Here is a 26,673-nt window from a genome sequence, read left to right as displayed (position 1 = left end):
GTCGCTGTGTCAGCGCCGGTGGCACCGGAGTGCCACCGGGGCAAAGTCCTGTGGTTGCGCCCATGTTCCCCGCCTTGAGACCGCTCATCGGGGCGGTCCCGTCATGGGCGATGACGGCTGTGGTGCGCGGGTGCGTCGATCGTTCGTCTCATCGTTCGCGGACCCGGGGCTCTCAGTGGTGGGAGCTTCGATTCGGTCCGCGTCGAACGGGTCGGCGATCGCACCTGTCACCTCGTCCAGTGGCCCCTGCGCCAGCCGGGTCATCATGGGTGATGACGGCGGCGCGAGGTCGGCCACGTGACGAAGGCCGGTCAGCACGTCGTCCGGTCGAACGGCAGGTGTCGTGTGCCGTACGACCATTCGAAGTATGGCATATGTCGCGTGTCGCTCCCCGGGGACGCGCCCGTGGGGTGCACGACACACATCGATATCGATACCGAGTACAGCCGGGCGGGTGTCGAAGCGGCGTCGGCCCTTCTTCGTCACCCGTTCCACCTCGACACTGTCGGCGGCCAGGTAGTCGGCCACCGCCCTGGCGACGTCATCGGGGTCGACGCCGTCCATCTCCACGCGCCATTCGGAGGCCTGAAGCCGGTCGGCCAGACCCGGAGTGCGGGCCTCGACGACGTCGAGCACGTCGATCCCGTCGGGCATGGCCGCGTCGATCGCGTCCCTGACCTGTTCGGGTCGGCGTTCCTCGGCCATGGTCAGCTCGAAGTACTCCGCCTCGCTCGCGACCCCCGTGGGAGCCGCTCCCGTGTAGGAGATCTTGGGATGCGGTGAGAAGCCGGCGGAGAACGCCACGGGTACGGAGGCCCTGCGTAGAGCTCTCTCCAGTGCCCGGGCGATGTCACGGTGGCTTGCGAAACGCATGCGTCCGCGCTTGGCGTAGCGGACACGGAGCCGTGGGCCGGGTTTGGCGGTGGAGGGTGAGGTGGTGCCCTCGTGTGCGGGGGGCAGCTCAGCTCCTTTCCTCATGCCCCCTGTGAACGGGCCGTCGATGGCGGCCCGAAGGGGCTGTTCCTCGTCCTGCTCAGCGTACGGTGCGCCGCGGTGCACATGCGCCAACAGGACTTCGCATACCGGTTCTTGCCCCACTGACCTGGGATCGAAAAGTCCCGGATGGCCCCGAAGCGGATCTCGGACCGGCATTCACCCCCTGAACACGGGTGCCCGGAAAAAAAATCCAAAGAAAATCCGCGATCGGTGGCAACCCCCGACGACCCCCGCGAGTCTTACTTCACGTACGGCCCGGCGCGAGCGGGGCGCCGGGCCGTACACCTTCCTCTCCCGGAAACTCCGGCCCACGGAACGCACAGCGGACACAGCGACGCGAGCACACCGTAGGGCGAAGACACCCGGAGCGCGCATTTTACTCTTCTGCCCCAGGCCACACCAGTGTCCTGGGGCCTTTCGTATGCACGACCGACCCGCCTCCCGAGCCCTTCGGGGACCGCCGGTCCGGAACGACGACACGGGTGCGCGGCGGTCCCCCACCACGCACCCGTGCGCACTCTCTTCTCGGGCGGTCCCGGTCAGACGACGGACAGGGGCAGCATCGGCCGCCCTTCGGCCGGGTCGTTGATCTGGATCTCGGTGCCCATGCTGGGGCACACGCCGCAGTCGTAGCAGGGGTTCCAGCGGCAGTCGTCGATCTCCAGCGACTCCTCGCCGTGCAGGGAGTCCTGCCAGTCCTGCCAGAGCCAGGAACGGTCCAGCCCGGCGTCGAGGTGGTCCCAGGGCAGGACCTCGTCCTCATCGCGATCACGGGTGGTGTACCAGTCCAGGTCGACCCCGGTCTCGGCCAGGCCGACCTCGGTCGCCTTCGCCCACCGGTCGTAGGAGAAGTGCTCGCTCCACCCGTCGAAGCGTCCGCCGTCCTCCCAGACCTGCTCCACGATCCGGCCCACGCGCCGGTCACCGCGGGACAGGAGTCCCTCGATGATCGACGGGCGTCCCTCGTGGTAGCGCAGGCCGATCGACTTGCCGTACTTGCGGTCGCCGCGCAGCCGGTCCCGGAGCTTGCGCAGTCGGGCGTCCACGTCCTTGTGGGAGGTCTGTCCGGCCCACTGGAAGGGCGTCTGGGGCTTGGGCACGAAGCCGCCGATGGAGACCGTGCAGCGGATGTCCTTGCGCCCGGTCACCTCACGGCCGGTCCGGATGACCTCGGTGGCCAGGTCCGCGATGGCCAGGACGTCCTCGTCCTCCTCGGTCGGCAGCCCGCACATGAAGTACAGCTTCACCTGTCGCCACCCCGCCGCGTAGGCGGCGGTGACGGTACGGATGAGGTCCTCCTCGGTCACCATCTTGTTGATGACCCGGCGCATCCGCTCGCTGCCGCCCTCGGGTGCGAAGGTCAGCCCGGAGCGGCGACCGTTGCGGGTGAGTTCGTTGGCCAGGTCGATGTTGAAGGCGTCGACCCGGGTGGAGGGCAGCGACAGACCCGTGTTGGTGCCCTCGTAGTCGTCGGCGAGGTTCTTGGCGATGTCACCGATCTCGCTGTGGTCCGCACTGGACAGGGAGAGCAGACCGACCTCCTGGAAGCCGGAGTTCTTCACCCCCTCCTTGACCATCTTCTGGACGGTCTCCTGGTTGCGCTCGCGCACCGGGCGCGTGATCATCCCGGCCTGGCAGAAGCGACACCCTCGGGTGCAGCCGCGGAAGATCTCCACGCTGTAGCGTTCGTGGACCGACTCGGCCGTGGGCACGATGGGCTTCTTCGGGTAGGGCCAGCGGTCCAGGTCCATCACGGTGTGCTTCTGGACCGTGCTCGGAACACCCGCCCGGTTGGGCGTGTAGGCGGCGATGCGACCATCGTCGTGATAGGTGACGTCGAAGAAGCGCGGCACGTACACGCCGCCGGTGGAGGCCAGACGCAGCAGCAGACCGTCGCGCCCGCCCGGTTCGCCCTCCTCCTTGAACTCCCGGATGATCTCGGTGACGGCCAGGGCGATCTCCTCGCCGTCGCCGAGCACCACCGCGTCCAGGAAGTCGGCGATGGGTTCCGGGTTGAAGGCCGAGTGCCCCCCGGCCAGCACGATCGGGTCCGCCTCGGTGCGGTCGGCGGAGCGGCGCGGGATGCCGGCCAGGTCCAGCGCCGTGAGCATGTTCGTGTAGCCCATCTCGCTGGCGAAGCTCAGCCCGAGCACGTCGAAGGCGCGGACCGGGCGGTGCGCGTCGATCGTGAAGTGCGGGATGCCGTGCTCCCGCATCAACGACTCCAGGTCCGGCCACACGGCGTACGTGCGCTCGGCCAGGACCCCCTCGCGCTCGTTGAGGATCTCGTACAGGATCTGGACGCCCTGGTTGGGCACGCCCACTTCGTAGGCGTCCGGATACATGAGCGCCCAACGGACCTGGGAGTCGTCCCACTCCTTGACGACGGAGTTGAGCTCGCCGCCCACGTACTGGATCGGCTTGCTCACCCGGCTCAGCAGGGGCTCTAGACGCGGGAAGAGGTTTTCGACGGACATGGTGTGGGCCTTCGATCGGCGGACAACGTGTCAGGCCGGCTCCTGGCCGGGTACCCGCGGTACCGGTGTTGCTCACGCGCGGTTCCGCACCAGGCTACCGGCGTCACGGGCCCACCACCCGTTTTCCACAGGGACGACGGCGTCGGGGACCCTGCGGAACCCCCGCCGGGGCGGGGCGGGTCGGCGATGAGATCCGGAGCCGCTCCCGGGCCGTGCCGGCGTACGGCGCGGGCGCGGCGTGCGGCGGACCGGGCGGACGGACCACGCGACCACGGACCCGCCCGGGCGTTCGGATCGACCGACGGGCACCACGGAGCGCGAGGGAACGTGCGGTGGGCGTGAGGTCACGCGACCGTGGGTCGCGGCGGGGCGCCTACCGGCCCCTGTCGGGCCGCCGGCGGGCCGCGAGGGGTCGGCGCAGGGCGCCGGTGGCACGGGGCGCCTGCCGGTCCGGGACGGGCGCCCGGGACCGGCACGCGTCAGAACTCGAAACCCCGGTCGCGGGAGTTGACCCCGAGCACCAGCCCCAGGGCGAGCATGTTGGCCATGATCGCGGTACCGCCGTAGGACACGAACGGCAGGGGCAGCCCGGTGACCGGCAGGACCCCCAGGCACATGCCGATGTTGATCAGGCCCTGGAAGCCGAACCAGGCGGCCACCCCCACGCACAGCAACCGCGGATAGGGCAGGTCGCAGCCCAGGGCGACGCGCAGGACGCGCCAGATGACCACGCCCATCAGGACGATGATCATCGCGGCCCCGACGAACCCGAGCTCCTCTCCCGCCACCGTGAAGATGAAGTCGGTGTGCTGTTCGGGCACGAACCGGCCGTGGGTCTGTTCGCCCTGGAACAGACCCGTGCCGTCGAAGCCGCCCGAACCCACGGCGATGAGCGCCTGGGCGGAGTTGTACCCGGCGCCCTGCGGATCGGCGGCGGGGTCCATCAGGGTGGCGATGCGGTCGACCTGGTAGGGCTCCAGCAGGTCGAACCACCAGACCGCGATGGCCCCGACGGCACCGGCGGCGAGCATGCCGCCCACCCACACCACGGGCGCCCCGGACAGCGTGAGCATGCCGAGGAAGATCGAGCACAGCACCAGCGTGGTGCCCAGGTCGGGTTGGAGCATGACCAGGGCGAGCGGGATCGCCACGACCAGCAGACAGAACAGCACGTCGCGGGTCATCGGTCGGGTCTCGCCGTCGCGGGGTTCGCCCAGCAGGGTGGCCAGGACCAGGATCAGTCCGACCTTGGCGAGCTCACTCGGCTGGAACTGGAACCCGGCGATGACGATCCAGCCCCGCGAACCGTTGATGACCGCGCCCAACGGGGTCAGCACCAACACCAGGGCGATGATCGTGACCGCGTAGACGATGGGCGCGTAGGCGCGGACCGTCCGGTAGTCGACGGCGGCCACGGCCAGGCACACCACCCACGCCACCCCCAGGTGCGCCAGGTGGCGCAGGAGCGCGTCGATGGAGTCGCTCGGATCGCCGCCGTCGCCGGGCAGCGTCGCCGACCACACCAGGAGCGAACCGATGGCGCCCAGGGCCACCACGGAGGCGATCAGGAGCCAGTCCAGGCGCCGCGCGTTCCCCGCCGCGGTCGCGGCGGTACGCCCGAGGTTGCCGGACCGGGGCGATCCCATGTGCGTGTCCATCACCGCTCCAGGGGGTCGATGGAACCGTCCGTGCGCACGGTCGGCAGGTCGGAGTAGGGCTCGCCGCCCGGGAGCAGTTCCTTGCCGTCCCCGAGGCCGTAGATGGCCTCGTAGATCTTGCGGGCGATCGGCGCCGCCGTCTCACCACCGGTACCGCCCTGGGAGACCAGGACGACCACCGCGTACTGCGGGTCGTCCGCCGGGGCGTAGGAGGCGAACCAGGACGACACCTGGCGCTGCTCGGCGTCGGCGCTACCGGTCTTGCCCGCCACGGCCACCTGGTCCTGCGGGAAGTCGCCGAAGGCCCCGCCACCGGTACCGGAGGTGGTGACCTCGGTCAGTGCCTCCTGCAGGTAGCGGATGGTCTCGTCGCTGACGGGCACCTCGCCCTTGATGGTCGGCTCGATGGGCTCCACCTCGGAGCCGTCGGCGGCGACCATCGCCTTGGCCACGCGAGGCTCGTACAACGTCCCGCCGTTGGCGATGGCGGCGTAGGCGGAGGCCAGCTGGAGCGGACTGACCAGGACGTCGCCCTGGCCGATCGCGAAGTTGATGGCCTCGTTGGCGCGCCACTCGAAACCCTCGACACAGTGCTCGTGGGCGAGCTGCTTGAGGTAGGCGGCGTGCGCCGGGTTGGTCTCGGCGATGTCCGGGTAGCCGTTCTCGGCGCGGTCGCAGTTGACCTCCCGGGTCTCCTCCCAGAAGGTGCGCTTCCACTCGCGGTCGGGGATACGGCCACCGGTCTCGTAGGGCAGGTCCACCCCGGTGGGCGAACCGAACCCGTAGCCCCGGGCCATCTCCGCCATGTCCTCGGCTGGGTCGCCGTCCGGGTGCAGTCCGCCGTCCTTGAGCCACATCTGGTAGCCGAAGTTGTAGAAGACGGTGTTGCAGGAGGCGATGATGGCCTGTTTCAGGGTGATGCTGCCCTGACCGGCGCCGGCGTAGTTCTCGTAGCTCTGCCCGGCGAGAGTGACCGAACCGGGGCAGGCGTAGGTGCTGCGCAACGCGTAGCCGTTCTCGACCGCGGCCGACATCGACGACACCTTGAAGGTCGAGCCGGGCGGGTAGGTGCCCTGGACGGCGCGGGAGAGCAGCGGTTCCCCGGCCTCCTCGCTGAGCATCTCGTCGAAGGTCTTCTGGTCGATGCCGCCCTGCCAGATACCCGGGTCGTAGGTGGGCAGGCTGGCCATGGCGACCACACCGCCGTTGGTGACGTCCAGGACGACGGCGGCGCCGGAGTCGGCCCGGTACTTGGGCCGGGCCGCGGCCATGCCCTCGGCGAGCGCCTTCTCGGCGGCCTTCTGCACCCCGATGTCCATGTGGGTCACGAGGTGGCGACCGGCCACGGGCAGCTCGTCGGAGATCACGTCCATGACCTCGCCGTGGTTGTTGACGCCCAGGGTGCGCAGGCCCGCCGTGCCCCGCAGTTCGGAGTCATAGACCGCCTCCAGGCCGTCACGGCCCACCTGGTCGATGCCGGTGAAGCGGGTGCGCAGCTCCTCGCGCGCGTCCAGCTCCTCCTGGGTCACGGGCTGGAGATAGCCGAGCATCTGGCCCGCGTGCTCGCCCTGCGGGTACTCGCGCACGGCCTGGGCCTGCGCGGTGATCCCGGGGAAGTCGTCGGCGCTCTCCATGATCTGGAGGGCCACGGGCCCCTCGACCCCCTCGGCGAGGGTGACGGGCTGGTACGGCGAACCGGGCCAGCAGGGGCGTTCCACCTCGGGACCGCACAGGCGCATGCGCTGGCGCAGTTCCTCCAGGGGGACGTCGAGGACCTCCCCCAGGTCCGACAGGACCTTCTCGCCGCCGTCCTCCATCGCCTGGATCTCGTGGTAGTCCGCCGAGACGACGAGTTCGGTGCGGTTGTTGACCAGGGGTCGCCCCGCGGAGTCCAGGATCTGGCCCCGGGTGGCGGGCACGACCAGTTGCTGGTGGTGGTTGGCCACGGCCAGTTCGCGGTAGTGCTCGGCCATGGGCACCTGGAGGTACCACAGGCGGCCGACGAGGGCCGCGAACAGGACCAGCACCAGGAACTGGGCCAGGAGCAGACCGGCCCGACCGAGACGGCGGCCGGGAACTGTGGGGTCGACGGGCGGCTTGCGCACGACGTCACCACCCTCCCACGGAGGTCGGCCCCTGGATGGTGGCGAAGTCGTCCTCGGTGAGCAGGGACCGCACCCCCAGGACGGGCAGGGTGACGAGCGGCGCGACCAGCGTGGTCAGCAGCGTGCCGATCCCCACGTTGGCGGCCACCGCGGCCAGGGTGACGTGGCCGTCCCCCATGACCAGTCCGATGAACGCGTAGCCGAGCCCGACCCCCACGGAGACGCCCGCCACCACCCCGAGGGCGGCCCAGCGCGACACCCGGGCCCCACTGCCGCCCAGGCCGGTGTTGGCGCGCAACAGCGCCACCAGGTACGCGGCCACGCACAACACCAGGGCGTAGCGGCCCATGGGGTGTTCGGCGGGCGGCATGACGTCCATGGCCAGGCCCGCCGCGAAACCGCAGCCTGCGGCCGCGGCGGGACTCGTGGTCAGGGCGACCGCCACGACGGCGGCCAGGACCAGGTCGGGCCCGGGACCCCAGTCGAAGGGAAGCCGGTTGACGATGGTGGCCTGGGCGAGCACCGCCGCGGCCACCATGAGCAGGGTTGCGACGGCCCTCACTGGTCCCCCTCGGGGTCGGGCTTGGGCGGCAGGACGGAGTCGCGCGGGTCCGTGCCCGGACCCTCGACGACCACGCCCACCACGTCCAGGGCGGCGAAGTCCACCGCCGGGGTGATCCGGGCGATCCGACTGAGCGCGCCGGGAGCGACCTGCACCTCGTCGACGGTGCCGATGGGCACGCCGGGTACGAAGGGCGCACCCTCGTGGGAGCCGAGCGTGACCACCCGGTCCCCCTGGTCGATGGGCGCCTCCATGTCGAACAGTTCCAGGGTCATGTCGGCCTCGGGCCCGCCGGGGACGCTGCCGCCGGTGATCGCGCCGATCTTGCGGGTCTGCTCCAGGCGGGCGCCCACCGAGGAGTTGACGTCGGTGGCGAGCTTGACGGTGGCGGTGCGCGGCCCCGCCTCGATGACCCGGCCCACGAGGCCCTCGCCGTTGACCACGGTCATGTTCGGTTCGATCCCGGAGGCGGTGCCGGCGTCCAGGGTGGCGGTGTGCGCGTAGCCCCGCGCGGTGGTGCGGGTGACGGCCTGGGCCGGGACGACCTCGTAGCCGCCCAGACCGGACAGGTGCAGCAGCGCGTCGAGCTCGTCGGCGCGCTGGTCGTCGATGCGCGCGGCCTGGAGTTCGGACTCCAGTTCGGCGTTGGTCTCCTCCAGCTCGGCGATGCGGTCGGCGGCCTCGGGTCCCTGGCTCAACCCGTCGTAGACCCGGGTGAAGGGGCCTGAGGCCGCGCCGACGGCGGCGGCGGTGGGCGCGAAGACCAGTTCGCCGCCGGCGCGGGCGGCCGAGGTGACCGGGTCGGAACCGGGACGGGCGTCGACGACCAGCAGGACCAGGGCGGCCGCGACCAGGACGGCGAGCAGCAAGCGGGACCGCGAGGAGTCGCGCAGCATGTCAACGCCGCCGTTCCGGAACGAGGACCTGGTGGAGGCGTTCGTAGTTCTCCACGCAGGTGCCGGAGCCGATGGCGACCGAGTCGAGCGCGTTCTCGGCGACGTGGATCGGCATGCCCGTCTCGTGGAGCAGGCGCTCGTCCAGGCCGCGCAGCAGCGCGCCGCCGCCGGTGACCGCGACACCGCGGTCCATGATGTCGCCGGACAGTTCGGGCGGGCACTTGTCGAGGCTGGTGCGGACGGCGTCGATGATGGCGGTGACCGGCTCCTCGATCGCCTGACGCACGTCGGACTCGGACATGACGATGGTCTTGGGCAGTCCGCTGATGAGGTCGCGGCCGCGCACCTCGGCGTGCATCTCCTCCGTCCCGGTGGGGTAGGCGGAGCCGATCGCCATCTTGAGCTCTTCGGCGGTGCGCTCCCCGATCATCAGGGAGTACTCCTTCTTGACGAAGGTCGTGATCGCGTGGTCGAGTTCGTCGCCGCCCACCCGGATGGACTGGGAGGTGACGATGCCGCCCATGGAGATGACGGCGACCTCGGTGGTGCCACCCCCGATGTCGACGACCATGTTGCCGGTGGGCTCGTGGACGGGCAGCCCGGCGCCGATCGCGGCGGCCATGGGCTCCTCGATGATGTAGACGCGGCGGGCCCCGGCCTGGTAGCCGGCCTCCTTGACGGCGCGGTGCTCGACGGAGGTGATGCCGCTGGGCACGGCCACGATGATGCGAGGCTTGGCGAAGTGGCGGCGGCGGTGGATCTTCTGGATGAAGTAGCGCAACATCCGCTCGGTGACCTCGAAGTCGGCGATGACGCCGTCCTTGAGGGGCCTGATGGCGGTGATGTTGGTGGGCGTGCGCCCGATCATCTGCTTGGCCTCGATACCGACAGCCACGATCTTGCCGGTCGAGGTGTTGAGCGCGACCACCGAAGGCTCGTTCAGGACGATACCGCGGCCGCGCACGTACACGAGTGTGTTGGCGGTACCCAGGTCGACGGCCATGTCCCGGCCCAGAAATGCAAGGTTGTTCGGCATGTAACGTCCTCAGAGGCGCCGTTCGGGCGTGGTCGTGCCCGACGACCATAGGTAGTCGTTCCGGCACGTTAGGTATGCAGTCCCCCGTATCGTAACGGTCAGCACTTAGTCCGTTACGCAAACACACCGAATCGTTGCCTCGTCACCCTCCGAGCACCCAGGAGAACGGCACCGTTCACCTGGGAAAACGACGAACGCGCCCCCGAAGGGACGCGTCACGCCATCGCTCGTCGCACCCCGGCCGACCGGGGCCGGAACCTACAGGTCCGGGAAGAAGAGCTTGATCTCGCGCTCGGCCGAGTAGGTGGAGTCCGAACCGTGCACGATGTTCTTCTGCACCTCCAGGGCGAAGTCACCGCGGATGGTGCCCGGGGCCGCGGTCACCGGGTCGGTGGCGCCGGCCAGCGAGCGGAAGGCCTCGATGGCACGCTCGCCCTCGACCACCATGGCGACCAGCGGGCCACCGGTGATGAAGTCCACCAGCGACTCGAAGAACGGACGCGCGGCGTGCTCCTCGTAGTGGGTCTTGGCGGTGCCGGTGTCGAGCGTGCGCAGCTCCATCGCGACCAGCTTCAGGCCCTTGCGCTCGATGCGCGAGATGACCTCGCCGACGATGTTGCGGCGGACACCGTCCGGCTTGATGAGAACGAGAGTGCGCTCCACGTGCGTTTCAACTCCTCACTGGACCCCCGCGCGGCACGGACCGGACCGAAGGGCCCTCGGCGTGACGGCGCGCGGCGGGGTGTACGGGTGTGCGTCCGGGGCGGGGAGGGCGAGGGGCGGTCCGCCGACCGCGGAACCGGTACCCACCCGGACGTGCGTCACACTATCGCGTTTGCGGTCCCGACGCGGTGGTCACGTCGTCACCGTCGGCACCGCCCCCGTCCTCGGCTTCGCCCTCGTGAGCGGCGTGGGCCGCCTTCACCTCGTCGACCCGGCGGCCGAGGATCACGGCGGTCACCCACAGGGACACGAACACGATCGCGACCAGGAGCGCGCCGCTGACCGTGAACGAGGTGAACAGGAAGGCGGCCTGCAGGACCCAGGCGGCGTAGTACGCCCAGGTGTGCTTCTGTAGACCGGAGAGCAGCAGCGCGGCCACGGCCATGCCGCCCCACACCAGACCGGCCACGGTCGGGTCCATCCCCTCCAACTGGATGGCGATGGGGATGGCCAGCCCGATCACGATGGCCTCGAACACGAGCACTACGGCGCAGACTGTGCGCACGGCGTTTCCCTTCGTCGGAGGTTGCCCGCCGCCCGCTACTCGCCGCCGCCGCGCAGCAGGTGCACGGCATCGCCTGAGGTGACCACCGAACCGGTGACCAGCACGCCGACCCCACCGAACTCGCCGCCGTCCTCCGCCAGGCCCACGGCCCGGTCGATGGCGTCGTCGAGTCGGGGAGCCACGTGCACCCGGTCCTCGCCGAAGACCTCCACGGCGAGTGCGGCCAACCTCTCGGGTTCGAGGGAACGCGGTGATGAGTTGCGGGTGACGACGATCTCGTCGAGCAGTGGTTCCAGGGGATCCAGGATCCCCTCGACGTCCTTGTCGGCCATGACGGCCACCACACCGATGAGCCGGGAGAAGGTGAAGGCCTCCTCGACGGCGGCGGCGGTGGCGATCATTCCGGCCGGGTTGTGCGCGGCGTCGGCGATGACGGTCGGGCTGCTGCGCACGACTTCCATACGCCCGGGTGCCTCCAGCCCCGCCAGAGCCTCACCGACGAGCACGGGATCGAGCCCGGCCGCGTCCTCCGCGGCGGAGAAGGCCTCGGCGGCGGCGATGGCGACGGCGGCGTTGCCGGCCTGGTACTCGCCGAACAGCGGGAGGAAGAGGTTGTCGTAGGTACCGGTGAGACCCTTGACGGCGATCTGCTGACCGCCGACGGCCACCTCACGGGAGGTCACCCCGAACTCCAGCCCCTCACGGGCGACGGTCGCGCCGACCTCGGCGGAGTGCCTGAGGAGGACCTCCGCGGCCGGCAGCGGCTGCTGCGCCAGCACCACGACGGAGCCGGGCTTGATGATGCCGGACTTCTCCTCGGCGATGCCGTCGAGGGTGTCGGGCAGGTACTCGGTGTGGTCGATGCCGATGGGCGTCACCACGGCGACGTCCCCGTCGACGACGTTGGTGGCGTCCCAGGTGCCGCCCAGGCCGACCTCCACCACGGCGACGTCCACGGGGGCGTCGGCGAACACGGCGTAGGCCATGACGGTGAGGATCTCGAAGAACGACAACGGGGCGTCGTTCATCGCGTCGGCCATCTCGATGTAGGGCCGGATGTCGTCGTAGGCCTCGACGAACCGTTCCTGGGAGATGGGCTCACCGTCGACGACGATGCGTTCGCGCACGGTCCGCAGGTGCGGGCTGGTGTAACGGCCCACGCGCAGGCCACGTCCGCGCACCAGCGCGTCGATCATCCGCGCCGTGGACGTCTTGCCGTTGGTCCCGGTGATGTGGACGACCCGGAAGGTGCGCTGCGGGTCGCCCAACAGGTCCAGGAGGGTACGGACCCGGTCCAGACGCGGATCGATGTCGGTCTCTGGGGCGCGGGAGAGGATCTGCGCCGTGACCTCGGCGTAGCGCTCATGGGCGCCGTCGCCGCTCACGGGATCTCGATGATCGGGGTGTACACCCGCGCCAGTGTACGCGCCCTCACCTGGTCTCGGACTCGGGGTCGGCCGTGCGAAGCCCGATGTCACCGAGACCATACTTGGACCATGCCGAGCCTTGACCCCTTCTTCTCCGAGTGGGCCGCACGGACGCCGGGACGGACCCGGAGCCTGGACCGTGCCGCCTCCCTGCTGACGACCCTGGGCCTGTCCGACGCGCACACGCCCGTGCTGGGGGTGGTGGGTTCCAAGGGCAAGGGGAGCACGGCGACCGTGGCCGCGGCGACGCTGTCCGCGGCGGGTCTGCGCACGGTCCTGGTGACGGGACCGAGCTTCCGGGGGTACCGCGAACGCGTGCGGGTCGACGGGACCTCGATCACCGACGCCGCGTTGGACGCCCTCGGAGCGGAGATCGACGCCGCCCGAGCACACCTGCCCGAGAGTGACGGCTACCTGGCTCCGAGCGGGCTGTTCCTGGTCGCCGGGCTGCTCAAGGCGCGCGAGATCGACGCGGACGTGTGCGTCCTGGAGGCGGGCATGGGGGGCCACCGGGACGAACTGCGCCTGGTGGACCCCGAGGTCGTGGCGCTCGGCATGGTCTTCGCCGAGCACGTGGGGGTCCTCGGCGACACCGTGGCCGAGATCGCCCGGGAGAAGACCCGCGTGGCGGGTGAACGCACCCGCGCCCTGGTCAGCCTGCCGCAGAGCCCGGAGGTCGCCCCCGTCGTGGAGCGGACCCTGTCCGAGGTCACCTCCGGCCGGGTGACCCCCGAGGTGGTGGACCCGGACGCGCCCGACACCGCGCCGCCCGTCGCTCTACGGCCACCGGGGCTGTCCGCCGCCTCGGGCGTGCTGGGCGTGGCAGCCGCCACCCGCATGCTCGAACTCCACGGTCACGGGCCCGCGCCGGTCGACCGCCTGCACCGGGTCCTGGGCACCCTGCACCTGCCGGCCCGGTTGTCCGAACACCCCGTACCGGGCGGCTCCACCGCTCGCGTGCTGGTGGACTCGGCCATCGATCGTGTGGGGGTGGCGACCGCCCTGGAACAGGCACGCGCCCGCTGGGGCGGGGTGGACCACGTGTTGCTGTGCCTGCCCGACCACAAGGACGTCTCCGGTGCCGTGGCCGCGCTGGAGGGACAGGCCGTGTCGGCGGTCCGTCTGCCCGAGGCGCACCTGCGCTTCGAGCACGACCTGCCCGCGCACTGGGAGCGGGTGGACGCCGAGAGTCTCACGCCCGACGCGGTCGCCGCCCTGGGCGACCGCGTGCTGGCCCTGGGCACGGTGTACTTCACCGGTCGTATGACGGAGATCCTGGACGTGCCCACCGACCGGCTGTTCGACCCCCGCTGATCCGCGGTTCCGGTCGCACACATACTCGGCGCATCCTCGAAAACGCCCACGGATCGGTGGAGAACAGGGCACTCTCGTTCCCGGCCGCCCCTCGCCGGTCGAGGCCCCGTTCGGGGTGCGCTCGACCGCGCCCGTATCCCAGGAAGCCCGATGCCGACACGAGAACACGAGATTCCCCTGCGCCTGGTGCAGAACCAGCCCGCCCTGGCCCCGGTCCTGCTGGAGTCCCTGGGCCTCGAGGTACCCACTCACACCGAGGCGCTCAACACCAGTTCGGTGTTGACCAACTGCGACCCCAAGGAGTTCAACGGCGACGGCGCCGTGGTGCTGCGCGACGGCACTGAGAACGTCATGGCGGTGGTGGTCGAACGCCAACACGGTCATGACCAGGCCAAACGGCGAAGTTGGCCCGCCTATCTGGTCACCCTGCACGTTCGCCTGAAGTGCCCGACCATGCTGCTGGTCCTGTGTCCGACCGACACCGTGGCGGCATGGTGCGCGCGTCCGATCCGCACCGGACACCCGGGCTTCGATCTGGAACCTCTCACCATCGGGCCGGGTCGGATGCCCAGGATCACCGGGGAGGACCAGGCCCGCGCACTGCCCGAACTGGCCGTGCTGTCCGCCAGGGCACACGGCGACGACGACCCCGAGACGCTGAGGACCGTGGTGGAGGCACTGAACTCCACGGCCCCCGAGAACCGAACGTTCTATTATGACTACCTGCTCGCCGGTCTCAACGAGGCCGCTCGGAAGGAGATGGAGACCTTGATGGCCGTGGAAACCTACGAGTGGCAGAGCGACTTCGCCCGCAAGTACGTCGGGATCGGGCGCGAGGAGGGCCGGACGCTCGAGGCCGCCAAGAACGTCATCTCCGTCTTGGAGGCCCGCGGGTTCGACCTGTCGGCCACGACCCGCGAGCGCATCACCTCCTGCGCCGACCTGGCGACCCTCGAGCGGTGGATCCCCGGGGCTGTGCGGGTGGAGCGCCCCGAGGACCTCTTCGACTGACGGCTCAGAGCCAGCCCATGTCCTGGGCGACACGGACGGCGCCGATGTGATTCTCGGCGCGGGTCTTGGCGATGGCCGCGGACACGTGGTTACGGACGGTGCCCTCGGCGATGTCGAGGGCGCGCGCGACCTCCGTGAAACCGACCCCCCGGGACAGGGCGCGCAGGACCTCGGTCTCGCGCCGGGTCAACGGGCTCACCCCCGCGGTCATCGCCGCCGTGGCCAGCTCCGGGTCGATGCTCTGCCCGCCCGCGTGCACGACGCGCACGGCCTGGGCCAGCTCGGTCACGGGCGCGTCCTTGTGCAGGAACCCCCGCACCCCCGCCCGGACGGCGCGGCGCAGGTAGCCGGGGCGTCCGAACCCGGTGAGCACCACGACGGCGCAGTCGGGGGCGGTCTCCGCCAGGAGTTCCGCGACGCTCAGCCCGTCGGTGCCGGGCATCTCGACGTCGAGCACCGCCACGTCGGGTCGGTGCCGTGCGACCAGGTCGGCCACCGCGTCGCCCCGGCCGGTCTGGCCCACCACCTCCAGATCGGGTTCCAGGTCCAACAGGGCGGCGATGGCCCCGCGCACCAGGTGCGCGTCCTCCGCCAGGAGGATCCGGATCACCGTGCCACCTCCGCTCGGGGAACGACCACGCTCAGACGGAAGCGCCCGCCGTCCTCAGCGCCGGCCTCCAGTGTGCCGCCCTCCGCCGCGACCCGTTGGGTCAGGCCGAGCAGACCACTACCGCTCCCCCGGTGTGCGGGGGCTCCGTCGTTGACGACCTGGAGGGTGAACGCACCGTCGGCGTCCAGGGTGATCTCACAGTGGCGGGCCTCGCTGTGGCGGACGACGTTGGTCACCGCCTCGCGGACGACCCAGGCCGCTGTGGTGCGCAGGGGCGCGGGGATGTCCCGGGGATCACCGGTGACGGTGAGGTGGACCCCGGCGGCGGCGAGCACCTCACGGGCGCCCTCCAGTTCCTCGGCGGGGTCGACGTCGCGGTAGCCGCTCACGGTGGAGCGCACCTCGCGCAACGCGCGGCGGGCCTCGTCCTGGACGATCCGCATCTCGTGGGCGGCCCGCTCCGGGGTGGCCTCGGCCAGTCGCGCGGCGAGTTCGCTGCGGACCGCGATCCCGGACAGACGATGTCCGAGCAGGTCGTGGATGTCGCGTGCGATGCGCAGGCGCTCCTCACTGGCCGCGAGCCGTTCGCGGACGTGGCGGCCGGCCACCACCTCCCGCGACAGTTCCCACATCCGCAGGTTCATCCGGTGCCCGGTGAGCATCACCCCGGCGAGGACGAGCATGACCGGGAACCAGAGCGGGGAGGGCGTCGGTGCACCGGCGAGCGCGGCGTGCGCCCAGGGCAGCGCCAACAGCACCACGCCGGTGGGCGCGCTCCACCGACGGGGCACGGCCGGGGTCGTCATCCCCCACCAGACCGTCGGCACCACCAGCGCCGCCGCCCCCGGCAACAGGATCCACACCGCGGCGACCGACGCCACGAAGGAGGACGCGTACAGGGGCAGGGGCCGTTCCCCGAGGGCCAGCGCGTGGCGCAGCGTCAGCCAGAGCGCGAGCGCGCCCGCCGCCGTGGCCGGCAGGAGTGCGGTGACCAGTCCCGCCGGGCCCGGGGTGCCGCTCAGGTACCACTGGAGCAGCACCATGAGCGGCAGTCCCGAGGCCATGCCGGCGAGCGTGCGCACCACCACCCATCGGGTGCGGCGCAGACGCTCGTCGTCGGTGGAGGCGTTCACCGCGTGCCTCGCGGGTCCCACCGCACGAAACGCACGAGGAAGGCGGAGAGCACCAGCCAGGCGAGGATCACCAGCAGCCCCGGCACGGCGGCGGCCCACAGTTCCGCACCGGCGAGCACCCGGGTGCCGTCGCCCGCGCCGGTGAAGTCGCGACCGAAGTAGGCGCTGGTGACGATGTCGACACCGGGGGCGCCCGGGAGGAAGCGGGCCAGATCGGCCAGGCGGTCCGGAAGCGAGGCCAGGGGGAACGCCATCCCGCTCAGCAGGTAGAAGAGCATCAGAGGAACCATACAGATCATCTGGGCGCTCTCGGCGTTGCGGCACAGCCGGGTGAAGGCGATCGAGAACAGGGAGACCGCCACCGTCACCAGGACGATCGGCAGCACCACCAGGAGCGGATCGGCCGGTGCCAGGTCGTACCGGCGCAGCAGGACCACCCCGATGACCAGCGAGATGACCGCCGTGACCACCAGCACCGAGACGATCAACGCCCCGAACACCACCGTGGCCGGGGTGCCGGACACCCTCAGGCGTTTGAGGACGAACTGTTCGCGCCGGGAGGTGACCACGTTGGTCAGGTGCATGATGGACAGGAACAGCGGGGGCAGCATCAGCGAGCCCGCGGTGAAGTAGGCGCCCGCGTCGACCCCGGGGGCGATCTCCGTCCCCGCCTGCAACAGCCCCATCATGGCCAGGGCCAGAGGGAACAGGGCGAAGTAGACGGCGGTGCGGTAGCGCCAGAACAGGGTGAGCTCGGCTCGCGAGTACACCTGGATCTGGCGGGCCGGACCGACCCGGACCGGTGCGTCCGTGGTGCTCATCGGCTCACTCCCGTCGGGGTGGGGATCTCGTGTCCGTCCGCGACGCGGAGGAAGACGTCCTCCAGTGAGGCACGGTGCAGGGCCAGGTCGAGCAGGTCCAGGCGGTGCCGGTCCGCCCAGGTGCCCAGGGCCGCCATCGCCCGGTGCGCCCGACGTGCGTGGTCGGCTCCGTCGACCGTGTAGGTCACGCGCTCCCCCTCGACGACGGCCTCGGCGCCGGGCAGGACCGGTGGATCCTCCGGCGGGCTCCCCTCCAGCCGGAAGGAGATCCGGTCGCCGTGCCCGGCCAGGACCTGGTCCAGGGTCCCGGCCACCTCGATCCGACCGTGGTGCATCACCGCGATCCGGTCGGCGAGGCGCTCGGCCTCCTCCAGGTAGTGGGTGGTCAACAGGATGGCGGTGCCCTCACGGATCAGTTCGGCGATGAGGGCCCAGACGGTGCGGCGCGCCTCGGGGTCCATGCCGGTGGTGGGCTCGTCCAGCAGCAGCACCTCGGGACGGGTGACGACGGCCAGGGCCAGGTCCAGACGGCGCTTTTGGCCCCCGGACAAGTGGCCGACCCGGGCGCCGGCCCGACCGGTGAGGTCGACGGCCGACAGGACCTCGTCCAGGTCGCGGCGGCGTCCGGATGTACGCCGGACCAGCTCGATGGTCTCGATGACGGTGAGGTCGGCGAAGGTGCCGCTCTCCTGCAGGACGGCGTTCACCCGCCCCTGGAGCGCGCGGCGGCGCCGGCGGGGGTCCAGCCCCAGGACGCGGACGGTGCCGGCGGTGGGGTTCCGGAATCCCTCCAGCGCCTCGATGGTCGTGGTCTTGCCTGCCCCGTTGGTGCCGAGGAGGGCGAAGAGCTCTCCGGGGACGATGTCGAAGGAGACTCCGCGCACGGCGCGGACGTCCCCGTAGGAGCACGCGAGGTCGCGCACCCGGACGGCGGACGCGGTCGGGGGGTCGGGGGCCGATGTTCTCGTCGTCGTGAGCATGTCCCCAGCCTGGTCCGATCAGGTGCCGAGGACCATGCGCACTAGTCACCGGCCCGATGTGACCGGGGCGGAGGACCACCCATGACGGATCTCATGGGTGCGGGGTGGGGACGGTTCCCCCACCCCGCTCGGTCCCCGCCGGATCAGCGGCCGGGACGGTAGACCGGTTGGGTCTGCGGGTTGAACTCGTCGTAGGTGACGCGCTCGGCCGCGCGCAGACGCGGGTCGGTCAGCTTGATCACGTCGAGGCCCCGCTCGATGTCGGAGGAGTAGACGTAACCGTTGTAGTAGTACGCCGACCAGGTGTGTTCTTCGGGTCGTTGAAGTCGATCACCGACACACCGCCCTGGTACCAGGACTGCACGAAGAAGTCCTGACCCGGAACCGGGATGAGCGAGCCGTTGTGCGAGACACAGACCTGGTCGCCCTGGTGGCGGTCGATCTTGAAGTAGCTCTGGAATTCGAGGGTGGTGTCGTCCCCCTCACCGGACAGCGCGTAGATGGCGTTGGCGCCGCGCTCGGGTCCGATCTCCTCGGTGCAGGTGGGGGCGCCACCGCCGCCGAGCTCATCGGTGAACAGGACGTTCCGGCCCTCGTTGGTGAAGGTCGCCGAGTGCCAGAAGTCGAAGTTCGGGTCCTGGACGACCTCGGTCACGACCGGTTCCAGCGGGTCGGAGATGTCGAGCATCACGCCGTCGCCCATGCAGGCCGCGGCGGCGATGTCCTCGCTGGGGAAGGCGGTGATGTCGTGGCAGCCGCTGGTCGAGCGGTGTCCCCCGTCGGGGAACAGCACGGGCTCGGCCGCCAGGGCCGCCGAGGCGGGGTCGTCGAGCGGGATCTCGACGATGGAGATCTTGTCGTGCGGGGGCTGACAGTTCGGGAAGTTCACGTGGGGCGAGTACGAGGACGCGTACACGTACTCGTGGGCGCCGTCCTTGCCGGGGACGAGCGTGAGGGTGTGGGCGCCGCAGTCGGTGGGCACGGCGGCGACGTACTCGGGGGCCGCCTTGTCGGAGATGTCGAAGACCCGGATGCCCTCGAACCCGTTCGGGTCCGTGGTGGGCACCGACGGGGCACCGCACTCGTCGCTCGCACGCGGGTAGTCCACGGCGAAGTAGAGCAGGTCGCCGCTGACCGCGACGTCGCCCTGACCACCCGGGCAGACGACCTCGGAGACGATCCGCGGGTCCTCGGGCGTGGAGATGTCGTAGACGACGAACCCGTCGTAGTTGCCGCCGATGGCGTAGTCGCCGCTGAACGCCAGGTCCGAGTTGACGTTGCTCACGGCCTCGGGCTTGGCGACGTTGGCCACGAGTTCGACGTGGTCACTGCTGATGTCGTCGGAGGGAGGGGTGTCCGCGTGGGCGGCCGCCGGGCCGAGCAGCCCGGTCAGCAGCGCCGTGGCCGCGGCCGCGGCGAACGCCGCCACACGACGCGTGGGAGTGCGCATGGTCCTCTTTTCGGTTGTGGAGGGGAGCGATCGAGGCCCGGTCCGTCGCGACGGGCCGGGCCGGGGGTGCACCGCGGGGCGCCGCGCGCGATGCACGCGCGGCGCCCCGTCCGGTGAGCGGGTGCTACCTGCCGGGGCGGTAGACCGGTTGGGTCTGCGGGTTGAACTCGTCGTAGGTGACGCGTTCGGCCGGGCGCAGACGCGGGTCGTTCAGTTCCAGGACGTCCAGGCCCCGGCGCATGTCCGAGGAGTAGACGTGGCCGTTGTAGTAGTAGGCCGACCAGGAGCTGCCGTTCTCGATGTCGGGGTCGATGCGGTCATCGGGGTCCCAGAAGCCGATCTCCTTGGGGTTCTTCGGGTCGTTGAAGTCGATGATCGCGACGCCGCCCTGGTACCAGGACTGCACGAAGTAGTTCTTGCCGGGCACCGGGATCAGGGAGCCGTTGTGCGCCACGCACACCTGGTCGCCCTGGTGGCGCTCCAGCTTGTAGTAGGAGGCGAACTCCAGGGTGCTGTCGGCGCCCTCGCCCTCCAGCGTGTAGATGGCGTTGGCGCCGCGCTCGGGTCCGATCTCCTCGGTGCAGGTGGCCGCGCCACCGCCACCGAGCTCATCGGTGAAGATCACCGTTCCGGCGTCGTTGGTGAAGGTCGCCGAGTGCCAGAACGCGAAGTTCTCGTCCTGCACGATTTCGGTCACGACCGGCTCGACCGGGTCGGAGATGTCCATGAGGATGCCGTCGCCCATGCACGCCCCGGCGGCGATGCCCTTCTCCGGGTAGGCGGTGATGTCGTGGCAGCCCTCGGTGGGTCGCAGGAGACCGTCCTGGTCGTGGTTGCCGCCGTCGGGGAACAGCACGGGTTCGTTGACCACCGCGGCCGAGGCCGGGTCGTCGAGCGGCACCTCGATGATGGAGATCTTGTCGTGCGGAGGCTGACAGTTCGGGAACTCCGCCGCCGGGGCGTAGGAGGACACGTACACGTACTCGCGCTCGTCGTCGCCCGGCACCAGGGTGAGGGTGTGCGAGCCGCAGTCGGTGCGCACGGCCGCGACGTACTCGGGCTGGGTCTTGTCCGAGATGTCGAAGACCCGGACGCCCTCGAACCCGTTCGGGTCGGTCACCGGGACCGCGGGGGCCCCGCACTCCTCGTTCGCCGCCGGGTAGTCCACGGCGAAGTACAACAGGTCGCCGCTGACCGACACGTCACCCTGCCCGCCCGGGCACAGGACCTCGGAGACGATCCGCGGGTCGGCGGGGTCGGCGACGTCGTAGATGACGAACCCGTCGTAGTTGCCGCCGATCACGTAGTCACCGCTGAACGCCAGGTCCGAGTTGGTGTTGCTGACCGCCTCGGGCTTGGGCACGTTGGCGATGTGCTCGACGTTGTCGCTGGTCACGCTGTCGGACGGCGGGATGTCGGCATGAGCGGTCGCCGGGCCGAGGAGTCCGGTCAGCAGGGTGGCCGCCGCGGTGAGTGCGACGGCCGCCGAGCGCCGGATTCCTCCGCGCCCGGAGGAAGCTGCGGGCATGCTTTCTCCTGTGGATCGCGGGGAGGGCGGGGGTGGTCTGCGGTGGGGCCGCGGCGAACGCCGCGGCCCCTGGTCCTCCCGTTTGCCCTGACTCCCCAGGAGGAGCCACCGGGAGGGATTCGTGGGGTCGGTCAGCGGCCGGGACGGTAGCTCGGCTGCGACTGGGGGTTGAACTCGTCGTAGGTGACGCGCTCGGCGGCGCGCACACGCGGGTCCTCGATCTTCAGGACGTCGAGTCCACGGGTGATGTCGTTCTTCGGGTCGTTGAAGTCGATCACCGACACACCGCCCTGGTACCAGGACTGCACGAAGAAGTCCTGACCCGGAACCGGGATGAGCGAGCCGTTGTGGGCGACGCAGTTCTCGGTGGCGGTCTGCACGCGCGGGATCTTGTAGTAGCTCTCGAAGCCCAGTTCGGGGTCGTCGTCGGTGCCGCCGATGGTGTAGATGGCGTTGGCGCCGCGCTCGACACCGTAGGCCTCGGTACAGATGGCGCCGCCGCCACCGCCGAGCTCGTCGGTGAAGATCACCGTGCCGGCGTCGTTGGTGAAGGTCGCCGAGTGCCAGAAGGCGAAGTTCGGGTCCCGGACGACGTCGGTCACCACGGGGTGGGCCGGGTCGGAGATGTCCATGAGGATGCCGTCGCCCATGCAGGCACCGGCGGCCAGGTCGATCTCCGGGTAGGCGGTGATGTCGTGGCACCCGCTGGTGTTGGTGTTACCGCCGTCGGGGAACAGCACCGGCTCGGTGACCAGGGCGGCCTCCGAGGGGTCGTCGAGCGGGATCTCGACGATGGAGATCTTGTCGTGCGGAGGCTGACAGTTCGGGAAGTTCGCGTTGGGCGAGTACGAGGACACGTACACGTAGTCGTGCGCGCCGTCCTTGCCGGGCACCAGGGTGTGGGTGTGCGAACCGCAGTCGGTGGCCACGGCGGCGACGTACTCGGGGGCCGCCTTGTCGGAGATGTCGAAGACCCGGATGCCCTCGAACCCGTTCGGGTCCGTGGTGGGCACCGACGGGGCGCCGCACTCGTCGCTCGCACGCGGGTAGTCGACCGAGAAGTACACCAGGTCACCGCTGACCGACACGTCGCCCTGACCACCCGGGCACAGGACCTCGGAGACGACCTCGGGGGACTCCGGCTCGGAGATGTCGTAGATGACGAAGCCGTTGTAGTTGCCACCGATGGCGTAGTCCCCGGTGAACGCCAGGTCCGAGTTGAAGTCGTCCATGGCCTCGGACTTGGGGAGGTTGGCCACGTGGGAGACGTTGGAGCTGGTCTCCGCGTCGCTTTCGAAGGCGGTGACGTCGGCGGACGCGGCCGCGGGGCCCAGGAGTCCCGCGGTCAGGAGGGCTGCCGCACCGAGGGAGACCCCGGTGAGGGCTCGGCGGTGAAGCGGGCGCCTTGCGGGGGGGTGGGTGGGGGATGACGCCATGTGTACTCCTGGTTCTGAATGGAGCGAAACAGGAAGAACGTACACAGCTCAACATCATTATGTATAGAGGGAAACAAAAGAAACATGTTCGTTCACACGCCGCCGACCTGACCCGATTCGGCTACACACCGTGCCTGGAACGGCGGGACGACACCCGCGGTTGGGACTGCGGGTTGAACTCGTCGAGGACCACGTTCTCGGCCCCGTCGAATCGGGGATCGGTGAGCGCGAGGACGTCCAGACCGCGTTCGATGTCGGACGAGTAGACGTGGCCGTTGTAGTAGTAGGCCGACCACGAGCCCGCGGTGCGCAGTACCTCCGGGTCCGCAGGCCCACGGTCGAAGTACCCGACCTCGACGGGCCGCTCGGGGTCGTCGAGGTCGATGACCGACACACCGCCCTGGTACCAGGACTGCACGAAGAGATCCGCGCCGGCGACGGGGATCAGCGATCCATTGTGCGCCACACAGTTCTCAGTTTCGGACTGATGACGCGGCAATTTGTAGTAGCTCCGGAACACGAGTTCCGGGTCGTCCCCCGCGTCGTCGATCGCGTAGATCGCGTTCGCGCCCCGTTCGGGACCGACGTCCTCATTGCACGTGGCACCACTTCCACCGCCGAGTTCGTCGGTGAAGATCACCTGGGAGGCGTCGTCGGTGAAGGTCGCCGAGTGCCAGAACGCGAAGTTCGGATCCTGGACCCGCGTGGTGACCCGCGGGCTCACGGGGTCGGTGATGTCGAGCAGCAGACCGTCGCCCAGGCAGGCCGCGGCGGCCAGCCCTCGGGACGGGTAGGCGGTGATGTCGTGGCAGCCGGTGGTGCTGTCGTGGCCCCCGTCGGGGAACAGGACGGGCTCGGCGACCACGGAGGCCGCGGCAGGGTCCTCCAGCGGGACCTCGACGATCGTGATCTTGTCGTGCGGCGGCCGACAGTGGGGGAAGTTCGCGTCGGGCGAGTACGAGGACACGTACACGTACTCGCGCCCCTCGGCCTCCCCCGGGACGAGCGTGTGGGTGTGCGAGCCGCAGTCCGTGCGCACGGACGTCACGTACTCGGGCCGGGTCTTGTCCGCGATGTCGAAGATCCGCAGACCCTCGAACCCGTCCGGGTCGGTGGCGGGGGTCGCGGGGGCGCCGCACTCCTCACCGGCACGGGGGTAGTCGACGGAGAAGTAGAGCAGGTCGCCGCTGACGGTGACGTCCCCCTGGCCGCCGGGACACACCACCGTGGCCACCACGACCGGATCGGCGGGGTCGGAGATGTCGTGGACGGTGAATCCCCCGTAGTTGCCGACGATCACGTGGTCTCCGGTGAAGGCCAGGTCGGTGTTGTAGGACTCCCCCAGCGCCGCGGGTTTGGGGACGTTGGCCAGGTGCTCGACTCCCCCACCGGTACTCACGTCGTCGGGGGCGTCGGCGGCACCGGCGGCGGGAGCGGCGGAGACCGCCGCCACGATCAGCGCCAGGACGGCGACGCCGCCGCGACGGGTGTGCCGCCGAACCGTTCCCGAGGCCATGCGCCCACCTTCCGACCGTCACACGGAGAAGTCATTCGACTACTTCGGGTTCTATCCCGCCCGGTCGCCACCGACCAGACGAAACGCCGAGACCGGGCATCACGTCCCGAAACACCACGGACCCACCACCCCGGCCTCCGCCGCACGGGGAGCGTGACACGACCCCTCCGACTTGGGCCCGCACTGGACAAAGCACCCATGGAGTGAGTAGAAAACCCGCAGGATGTCGCGTTCGATCGACATCGGCGGTCCACCCGGCCCGTCCACCCCCGTCCCCTGGAGGAGACCTCGTGCGTCGCCTGGCACTCGCCGCCGGAACCGCCCTCGTCCTGCTCGCCGCCCCGGCCTGTGGCGCGGACGACGACGGACAGGAGTCCGCCAACGTCATCGCCCCCGGAGCCCCCGGAGAGTCCTCCACCCCGGCCACCGCCGAACAGATCGCCGCCCTCGCCGAGGAGCAGGGCCACAACGAGGCCGACGTCACCTACCTGGTGAAGATGATCGAACACCACTCCCAGGCACTGGAGATGACCGACCTGGTCGAGGAGCGCTACGAGCGCGACGGCATCGAACGCATCGCCGACCGCATCTCCGCCGCGCAGGGGCCGGAGATCTCCGCCATGGAGAGCTGGTTGGAGGAGCACGTCTTCGCGCCGGCCCGCGAGAACCCCGCCCACCAGAACTTCTGCGGGCTGGAGGGCGAGGGCGGCCACCACTCCGAGGACGAGGACGTCCCCCGCTGCGACCTGGAGGTCGACCACGACGACATGCAGGGGATGGTCTCCGACGAGGACATGGAGCGGCTCGCCGACGCCGAGGGCGACGCGTTCGACCACCTCTTCGTGGAGCTGATGAGCGCCCACCACGAGGGCGCCGTCGCCATGGCCGTGGAGGTCCTCTCCGAGGGCCGGGACCAGACGGTCATGAAGATGGCCAACGACCTCATCGCCGAGCAGAACACCGAGATCGCCCGCATGGAGTCGGTCCTCGAGGACGGGTAGAGCGTCTCCCGCCTCCGGGCCGCGCGGGGACCCCGGGCCTCGGCAGGGGCCCTGAGGGCCGTGGACACGGCGGGGCGCCCCCACTTCGAGCGGAGGCGCCCCGTTGCCCGTGTGTGCGGCTCAGGCCCGCACGGAGGTGATCAGGCCGACTTCTCCTGACGGTCCTCGTCCAGCTGGGCGCGCGGCACGATCGTCGGGTTCACGTGCTGCTCGACCGCTTCCCGGGTGATGATCACCTGGCCCACGTCCTCGCGGCTGGGCACCTCGTACATCACCGAGAGCAGGACCTCCTCGATGATGGCCCGCAGGCCACGGGCCCCGGTGCCGCGAATGATGCCCTGTTCGGCGATGGCCTCCAACGCGTCCTGGGTGAACTCCAGCTCCACGTTGTCCAGCTCGAACAGCCGCTGGTACTGCTTGACCAGGGCGTTGCGCGGCTCGGTGAGGATCTGGATCAGCGCGGCCTTGTCCAGGTTGTGCACGCTGGTGATCACCGGCAGCCGGCCGATGAACTCGGGGATCATCCCGAACTTGAGCAGGTCCTCCGGCATGACGTCGCCGAACAGCGCGGTCCCCGACGTCTCGCCCTTGGGCCGCAGCACGGCGTTGAAGCCCATGCCCTGCTGCCCGGTACGGGACTCGATGATCTGCTCCAGCCCCGCGAAGGCGCCACCACAGATGAACAGCACGTTGGTGGTGTCGATCTGGATGAACTCCTGGTGCGGGTGCTTGCGACCGCCCTGCGGCGGCACACTCGCGGTGGTGCCCTCCAGGATCTTCAGCAGTGCCTGCTGCACGCCCTCGCCGGACACGTCCCGGGTGATCGACGGGTTCTCGCTCTTGCGGGCGACCTTGTCGACCTCGTCGATGTAGATGATCCCGGTCTCGGCCTTCTTGACGTCGTAGTCCGCGGCCTGGATCAGCTTGAGCAGGATGTTCTCGACGTCCTCGCCGACGTACCCCGCCTCGGTCAACGCCGTGGCGTCGGCGATGGCGAAGGGGACGTTCAGGATCTTGGCGAGGGTCTGCGCCAGCAGGGTCTTGCCCGAGCCGGTCGGTCCCAGCAGGAGGATGTTGGACTTGGCGATCTCGACGTCCTCGTCACCGGGACGGTCGCTCTCCGAACGCACCCTCTTGTAGTGGTTGTACACCGCCACCGACAGGGCCTTCTTCGCCTGCTCCTGACCGATCACGTAGGAGTCCAGGAAGTCGAAGATCTCCCGCGGTTTGGGGAGGGAATCCCACGTGAGCTCGGTGGCGTCGGCGAGTTCCTCTTCGATGATCTCGTTGCACAGATCGATGCACTCATCGCAGATGTACACGCCAGGGCCCGCGATGAGCTTCTTCACCTGCTTTTGGCTCTTACCGCAGAATGAGCACTTCAGCAGGTCCCCGCCGTCGCCGATGCGTGCCACCCAGCCACTCCTCAAAACTAAGGCCGCCCCGCTCCCGACGCGCCTCGCGCGAACGGCACGGAAGGGAACTTCC

The 26,673-nt window shown here is 70.1% G+C and carries 21 protein-coding genes and 1 pseudogene; 3 read left to right on the top strand and 19 right to left on the bottom strand.

Features of this window, described 5'->3' with window-relative positions; all coding sequences use genetic code 11:
* Positions 1 to 84 precede the first annotated feature (84 nt).
* The 10 genes from DSY14_RS00705 to DSY14_RS00660 form a co-directional block, all read right to left on the bottom strand.
* Positions 85 to 1,059 (bottom strand): TIGR03936 family radical SAM-associated protein, encoded by a 975-nt coding sequence (locus DSY14_RS00705; RefSeq protein ID WP_307851096.1) that lies wholly within the window; start codon positions 1,057 to 1,059, stop codon positions 85 to 87.
* Positions 1,060 to 1,535: 476 nt separating this feature from the next.
* Positions 1,536 to 3,473 carry a TIGR03960 family B12-binding radical SAM protein gene (locus tag DSY14_RS00700; RefSeq protein ID WP_211714425.1) on the bottom strand — a complete coding sequence of 646 codons (1,938 nt, stop codon included), beginning with the start codon at positions 3,471 to 3,473 and terminating at the stop codon, positions 1,536 to 1,538.
* A gap of 479 nt (positions 3,474 to 3,952) precedes the next feature.
* Positions 3,953 to 5,131: a rod shape-determining protein RodA gene (rodA, locus tag DSY14_RS00695; protein WP_211714424.1), complete on the bottom strand. Its 1,179-nt coding sequence runs from the start codon at positions 5,129 to 5,131 to the stop codon at positions 3,953 to 3,955.
* Positions 5,131 to 7,236, bottom strand: coding sequence for a penicillin-binding protein 2 (gene mrdA, locus DSY14_RS00690; RefSeq protein WP_211714423.1), 2,106 nt, complete (start codon positions 7,234 to 7,236; stop codon positions 5,131 to 5,133). The genes rodA and mrdA overlap by 1 nt, the downstream gene beginning before the upstream one ends.
* Before the next feature lie 4 nt (positions 7,237 to 7,240).
* A complete protein-coding gene (mreD, locus tag DSY14_RS00685; protein WP_211714422.1) occupies positions 7,241 to 7,798 on the bottom strand; it encodes a rod shape-determining protein MreD in 558 nt (185 codons plus the stop codon).
* Entirely contained in the window at positions 7,795 to 8,694 is a 900-nt protein-coding gene (mreC, locus tag DSY14_RS00680; RefSeq protein ID WP_211714421.1) for a rod shape-determining protein MreC, read from the bottom strand. Before mreC ends, mreD begins: the two co-directional genes overlap by 4 nt.
* Position 8,695: 1 nt before the next feature.
* Positions 8,696 to 9,730: a rod shape-determining protein gene (locus DSY14_RS00675; protein WP_211714420.1), complete on the bottom strand. Its 1,035-nt coding sequence runs from the start codon at positions 9,728 to 9,730 to the stop codon at positions 8,696 to 8,698.
* A gap of 258 nt (positions 9,731 to 9,988) precedes the next feature.
* Entirely contained in the window at positions 9,989 to 10,393 is a 405-nt protein-coding gene (ndk, locus tag DSY14_RS00670; protein ID WP_211714419.1) for a nucleoside-diphosphate kinase, read from the bottom strand.
* Positions 10,394 to 10,556: 163 nt separating this feature from the next.
* Entirely contained in the window at positions 10,557 to 10,958 is a 402-nt protein-coding gene (locus tag DSY14_RS00665; RefSeq protein WP_211714418.1) for a DUF4233 domain-containing protein, read from the bottom strand.
* Between the two features lie 35 nt (positions 10,959 to 10,993).
* Positions 10,994 to 12,343, bottom strand: a complete 1,350-nt coding sequence (locus tag DSY14_RS00660; RefSeq protein ID WP_211714417.1) for a folylpolyglutamate synthase/dihydrofolate synthase family protein — start codon at positions 12,341 to 12,343, stop codon at positions 10,994 to 10,996.
* A 111-nt stretch (positions 12,344 to 12,454) separates the two neighbouring features.
* Here DSY14_RS00660 and DSY14_RS00655 point away from each other — a divergent pair, with 111 nt between their 5' ends.
* Entirely contained in the window at positions 12,455 to 13,699 is a 1,245-nt protein-coding gene (locus DSY14_RS00655) for a hypothetical protein (RefSeq protein WP_211714416.1), read from the top strand.
* Between the two features lie 150 nt (positions 13,700 to 13,849).
* Positions 13,850 to 14,710 carry a hypothetical protein gene (locus DSY14_RS00650; protein ID WP_211714415.1) on the top strand — a complete coding sequence of 287 codons (861 nt, stop codon included), beginning with the start codon at positions 13,850 to 13,852 and terminating at the stop codon, positions 14,708 to 14,710.
* 4 nt (positions 14,711 to 14,714) lie between these two features.
* On the opposite strand, the gene DSY14_RS00645 is transcribed toward DSY14_RS00650, so the two are convergent.
* The 8 genes and pseudogenes from DSY14_RS00645 to DSY14_RS00610 all read right to left on the bottom strand — a co-directional run bounded on the left by DSY14_RS00645 (position 14,715) and on the right by DSY14_RS00610 (position 24,184).
* Positions 14,715 to 15,320 carry a response regulator transcription factor gene (locus DSY14_RS00645; protein ID WP_211714414.1) on the bottom strand — a complete coding sequence of 202 codons (606 nt, stop codon included), beginning with the start codon at positions 15,318 to 15,320 and terminating at the stop codon, positions 14,715 to 14,717.
* Positions 15,317 to 16,453 (bottom strand): sensor histidine kinase, encoded by a 1,137-nt coding sequence (locus DSY14_RS00640; protein ID WP_307851088.1) that lies wholly within the window; start codon positions 16,451 to 16,453, stop codon positions 15,317 to 15,319. The genes DSY14_RS00645 and DSY14_RS00640 overlap by 4 nt, the downstream gene beginning before the upstream one ends.
* The gene (locus DSY14_RS00635) at positions 16,450 to 17,274 is read right to left on the bottom strand and encodes an ABC transporter permease (protein WP_211714413.1); all 825 of its coding nucleotides are present in this window, start codon (positions 17,272 to 17,274) and stop codon (positions 16,450 to 16,452) included. Before DSY14_RS00635 ends, DSY14_RS00640 begins: the two co-directional genes overlap by 4 nt.
* Positions 17,271 to 18,254: an ABC transporter ATP-binding protein gene (locus DSY14_RS00630; protein ID WP_211714412.1), complete on the bottom strand. Its 984-nt coding sequence runs from the start codon at positions 18,252 to 18,254 to the stop codon at positions 17,271 to 17,273. Before DSY14_RS00630 ends, DSY14_RS00635 begins: the two co-directional genes overlap by 4 nt.
* Before the next feature lie 143 nt (positions 18,255 to 18,397).
* Positions 18,398 to 19,704 (bottom strand): annotated as a pseudogene (locus DSY14_RS00625) (LVIVD repeat-containing protein).
* Positions 19,705 to 19,828: 124 nt separating this feature from the next.
* Entirely contained in the window at positions 19,829 to 21,232 is a 1,404-nt protein-coding gene (locus DSY14_RS00620) for an LVIVD repeat-containing protein (protein WP_211714411.1), read from the bottom strand.
* 131 nt (positions 21,233 to 21,363) lie between these two features.
* Positions 21,364 to 22,668, bottom strand: a complete 1,305-nt coding sequence (locus DSY14_RS00615) for an LVIVD repeat-containing protein (protein ID WP_211714410.1) — start codon at positions 22,666 to 22,668, stop codon at positions 21,364 to 21,366.
* A gap of 121 nt (positions 22,669 to 22,789) precedes the next feature.
* Positions 22,790 to 24,184 carry an LVIVD repeat-containing protein gene (locus DSY14_RS00610; protein ID WP_211714409.1) on the bottom strand — a complete coding sequence of 465 codons (1,395 nt, stop codon included), beginning with the start codon at positions 24,182 to 24,184 and terminating at the stop codon, positions 22,790 to 22,792.
* Positions 24,185 to 24,474: 290 nt separating this feature from the next.
* On the opposite strand from DSY14_RS00610, the gene DSY14_RS00605 reads away from it, so the two are divergent.
* The gene (locus DSY14_RS00605; RefSeq protein ID WP_211714408.1) at positions 24,475 to 25,185 is read left to right on the top strand and encodes a DUF305 domain-containing protein; all 711 of its coding nucleotides are present in this window, start codon (positions 24,475 to 24,477) and stop codon (positions 25,183 to 25,185) included.
* Positions 25,186 to 25,325: 140 nt separating this feature from the next.
* Here the strand turns inward: DSY14_RS00605 and clpX are convergent, their stop codons facing one another.
* Positions 25,326 to 26,600, bottom strand: coding sequence for an ATP-dependent Clp protease ATP-binding subunit ClpX (clpX, locus tag DSY14_RS00600; protein ID WP_211714407.1), 1,275 nt, complete (start codon positions 26,598 to 26,600; stop codon positions 25,326 to 25,328).
* Between the last annotated feature and the right edge of the window lie 73 nt (positions 26,601 to 26,673).

This window comes from Nocardiopsis sp. MG754419 (assembly GCF_018207095.1).
In the GTDB taxonomy this organism is placed as follows: Bacteria; Actinomycetota; Actinomycetes; order Streptosporangiales; family Streptosporangiaceae; genus Nocardiopsis.
The sequence above is the reverse complement of the archived record's forward strand: the minus strand, read 5'-3'. Positions and strand labels throughout refer to the sequence as shown.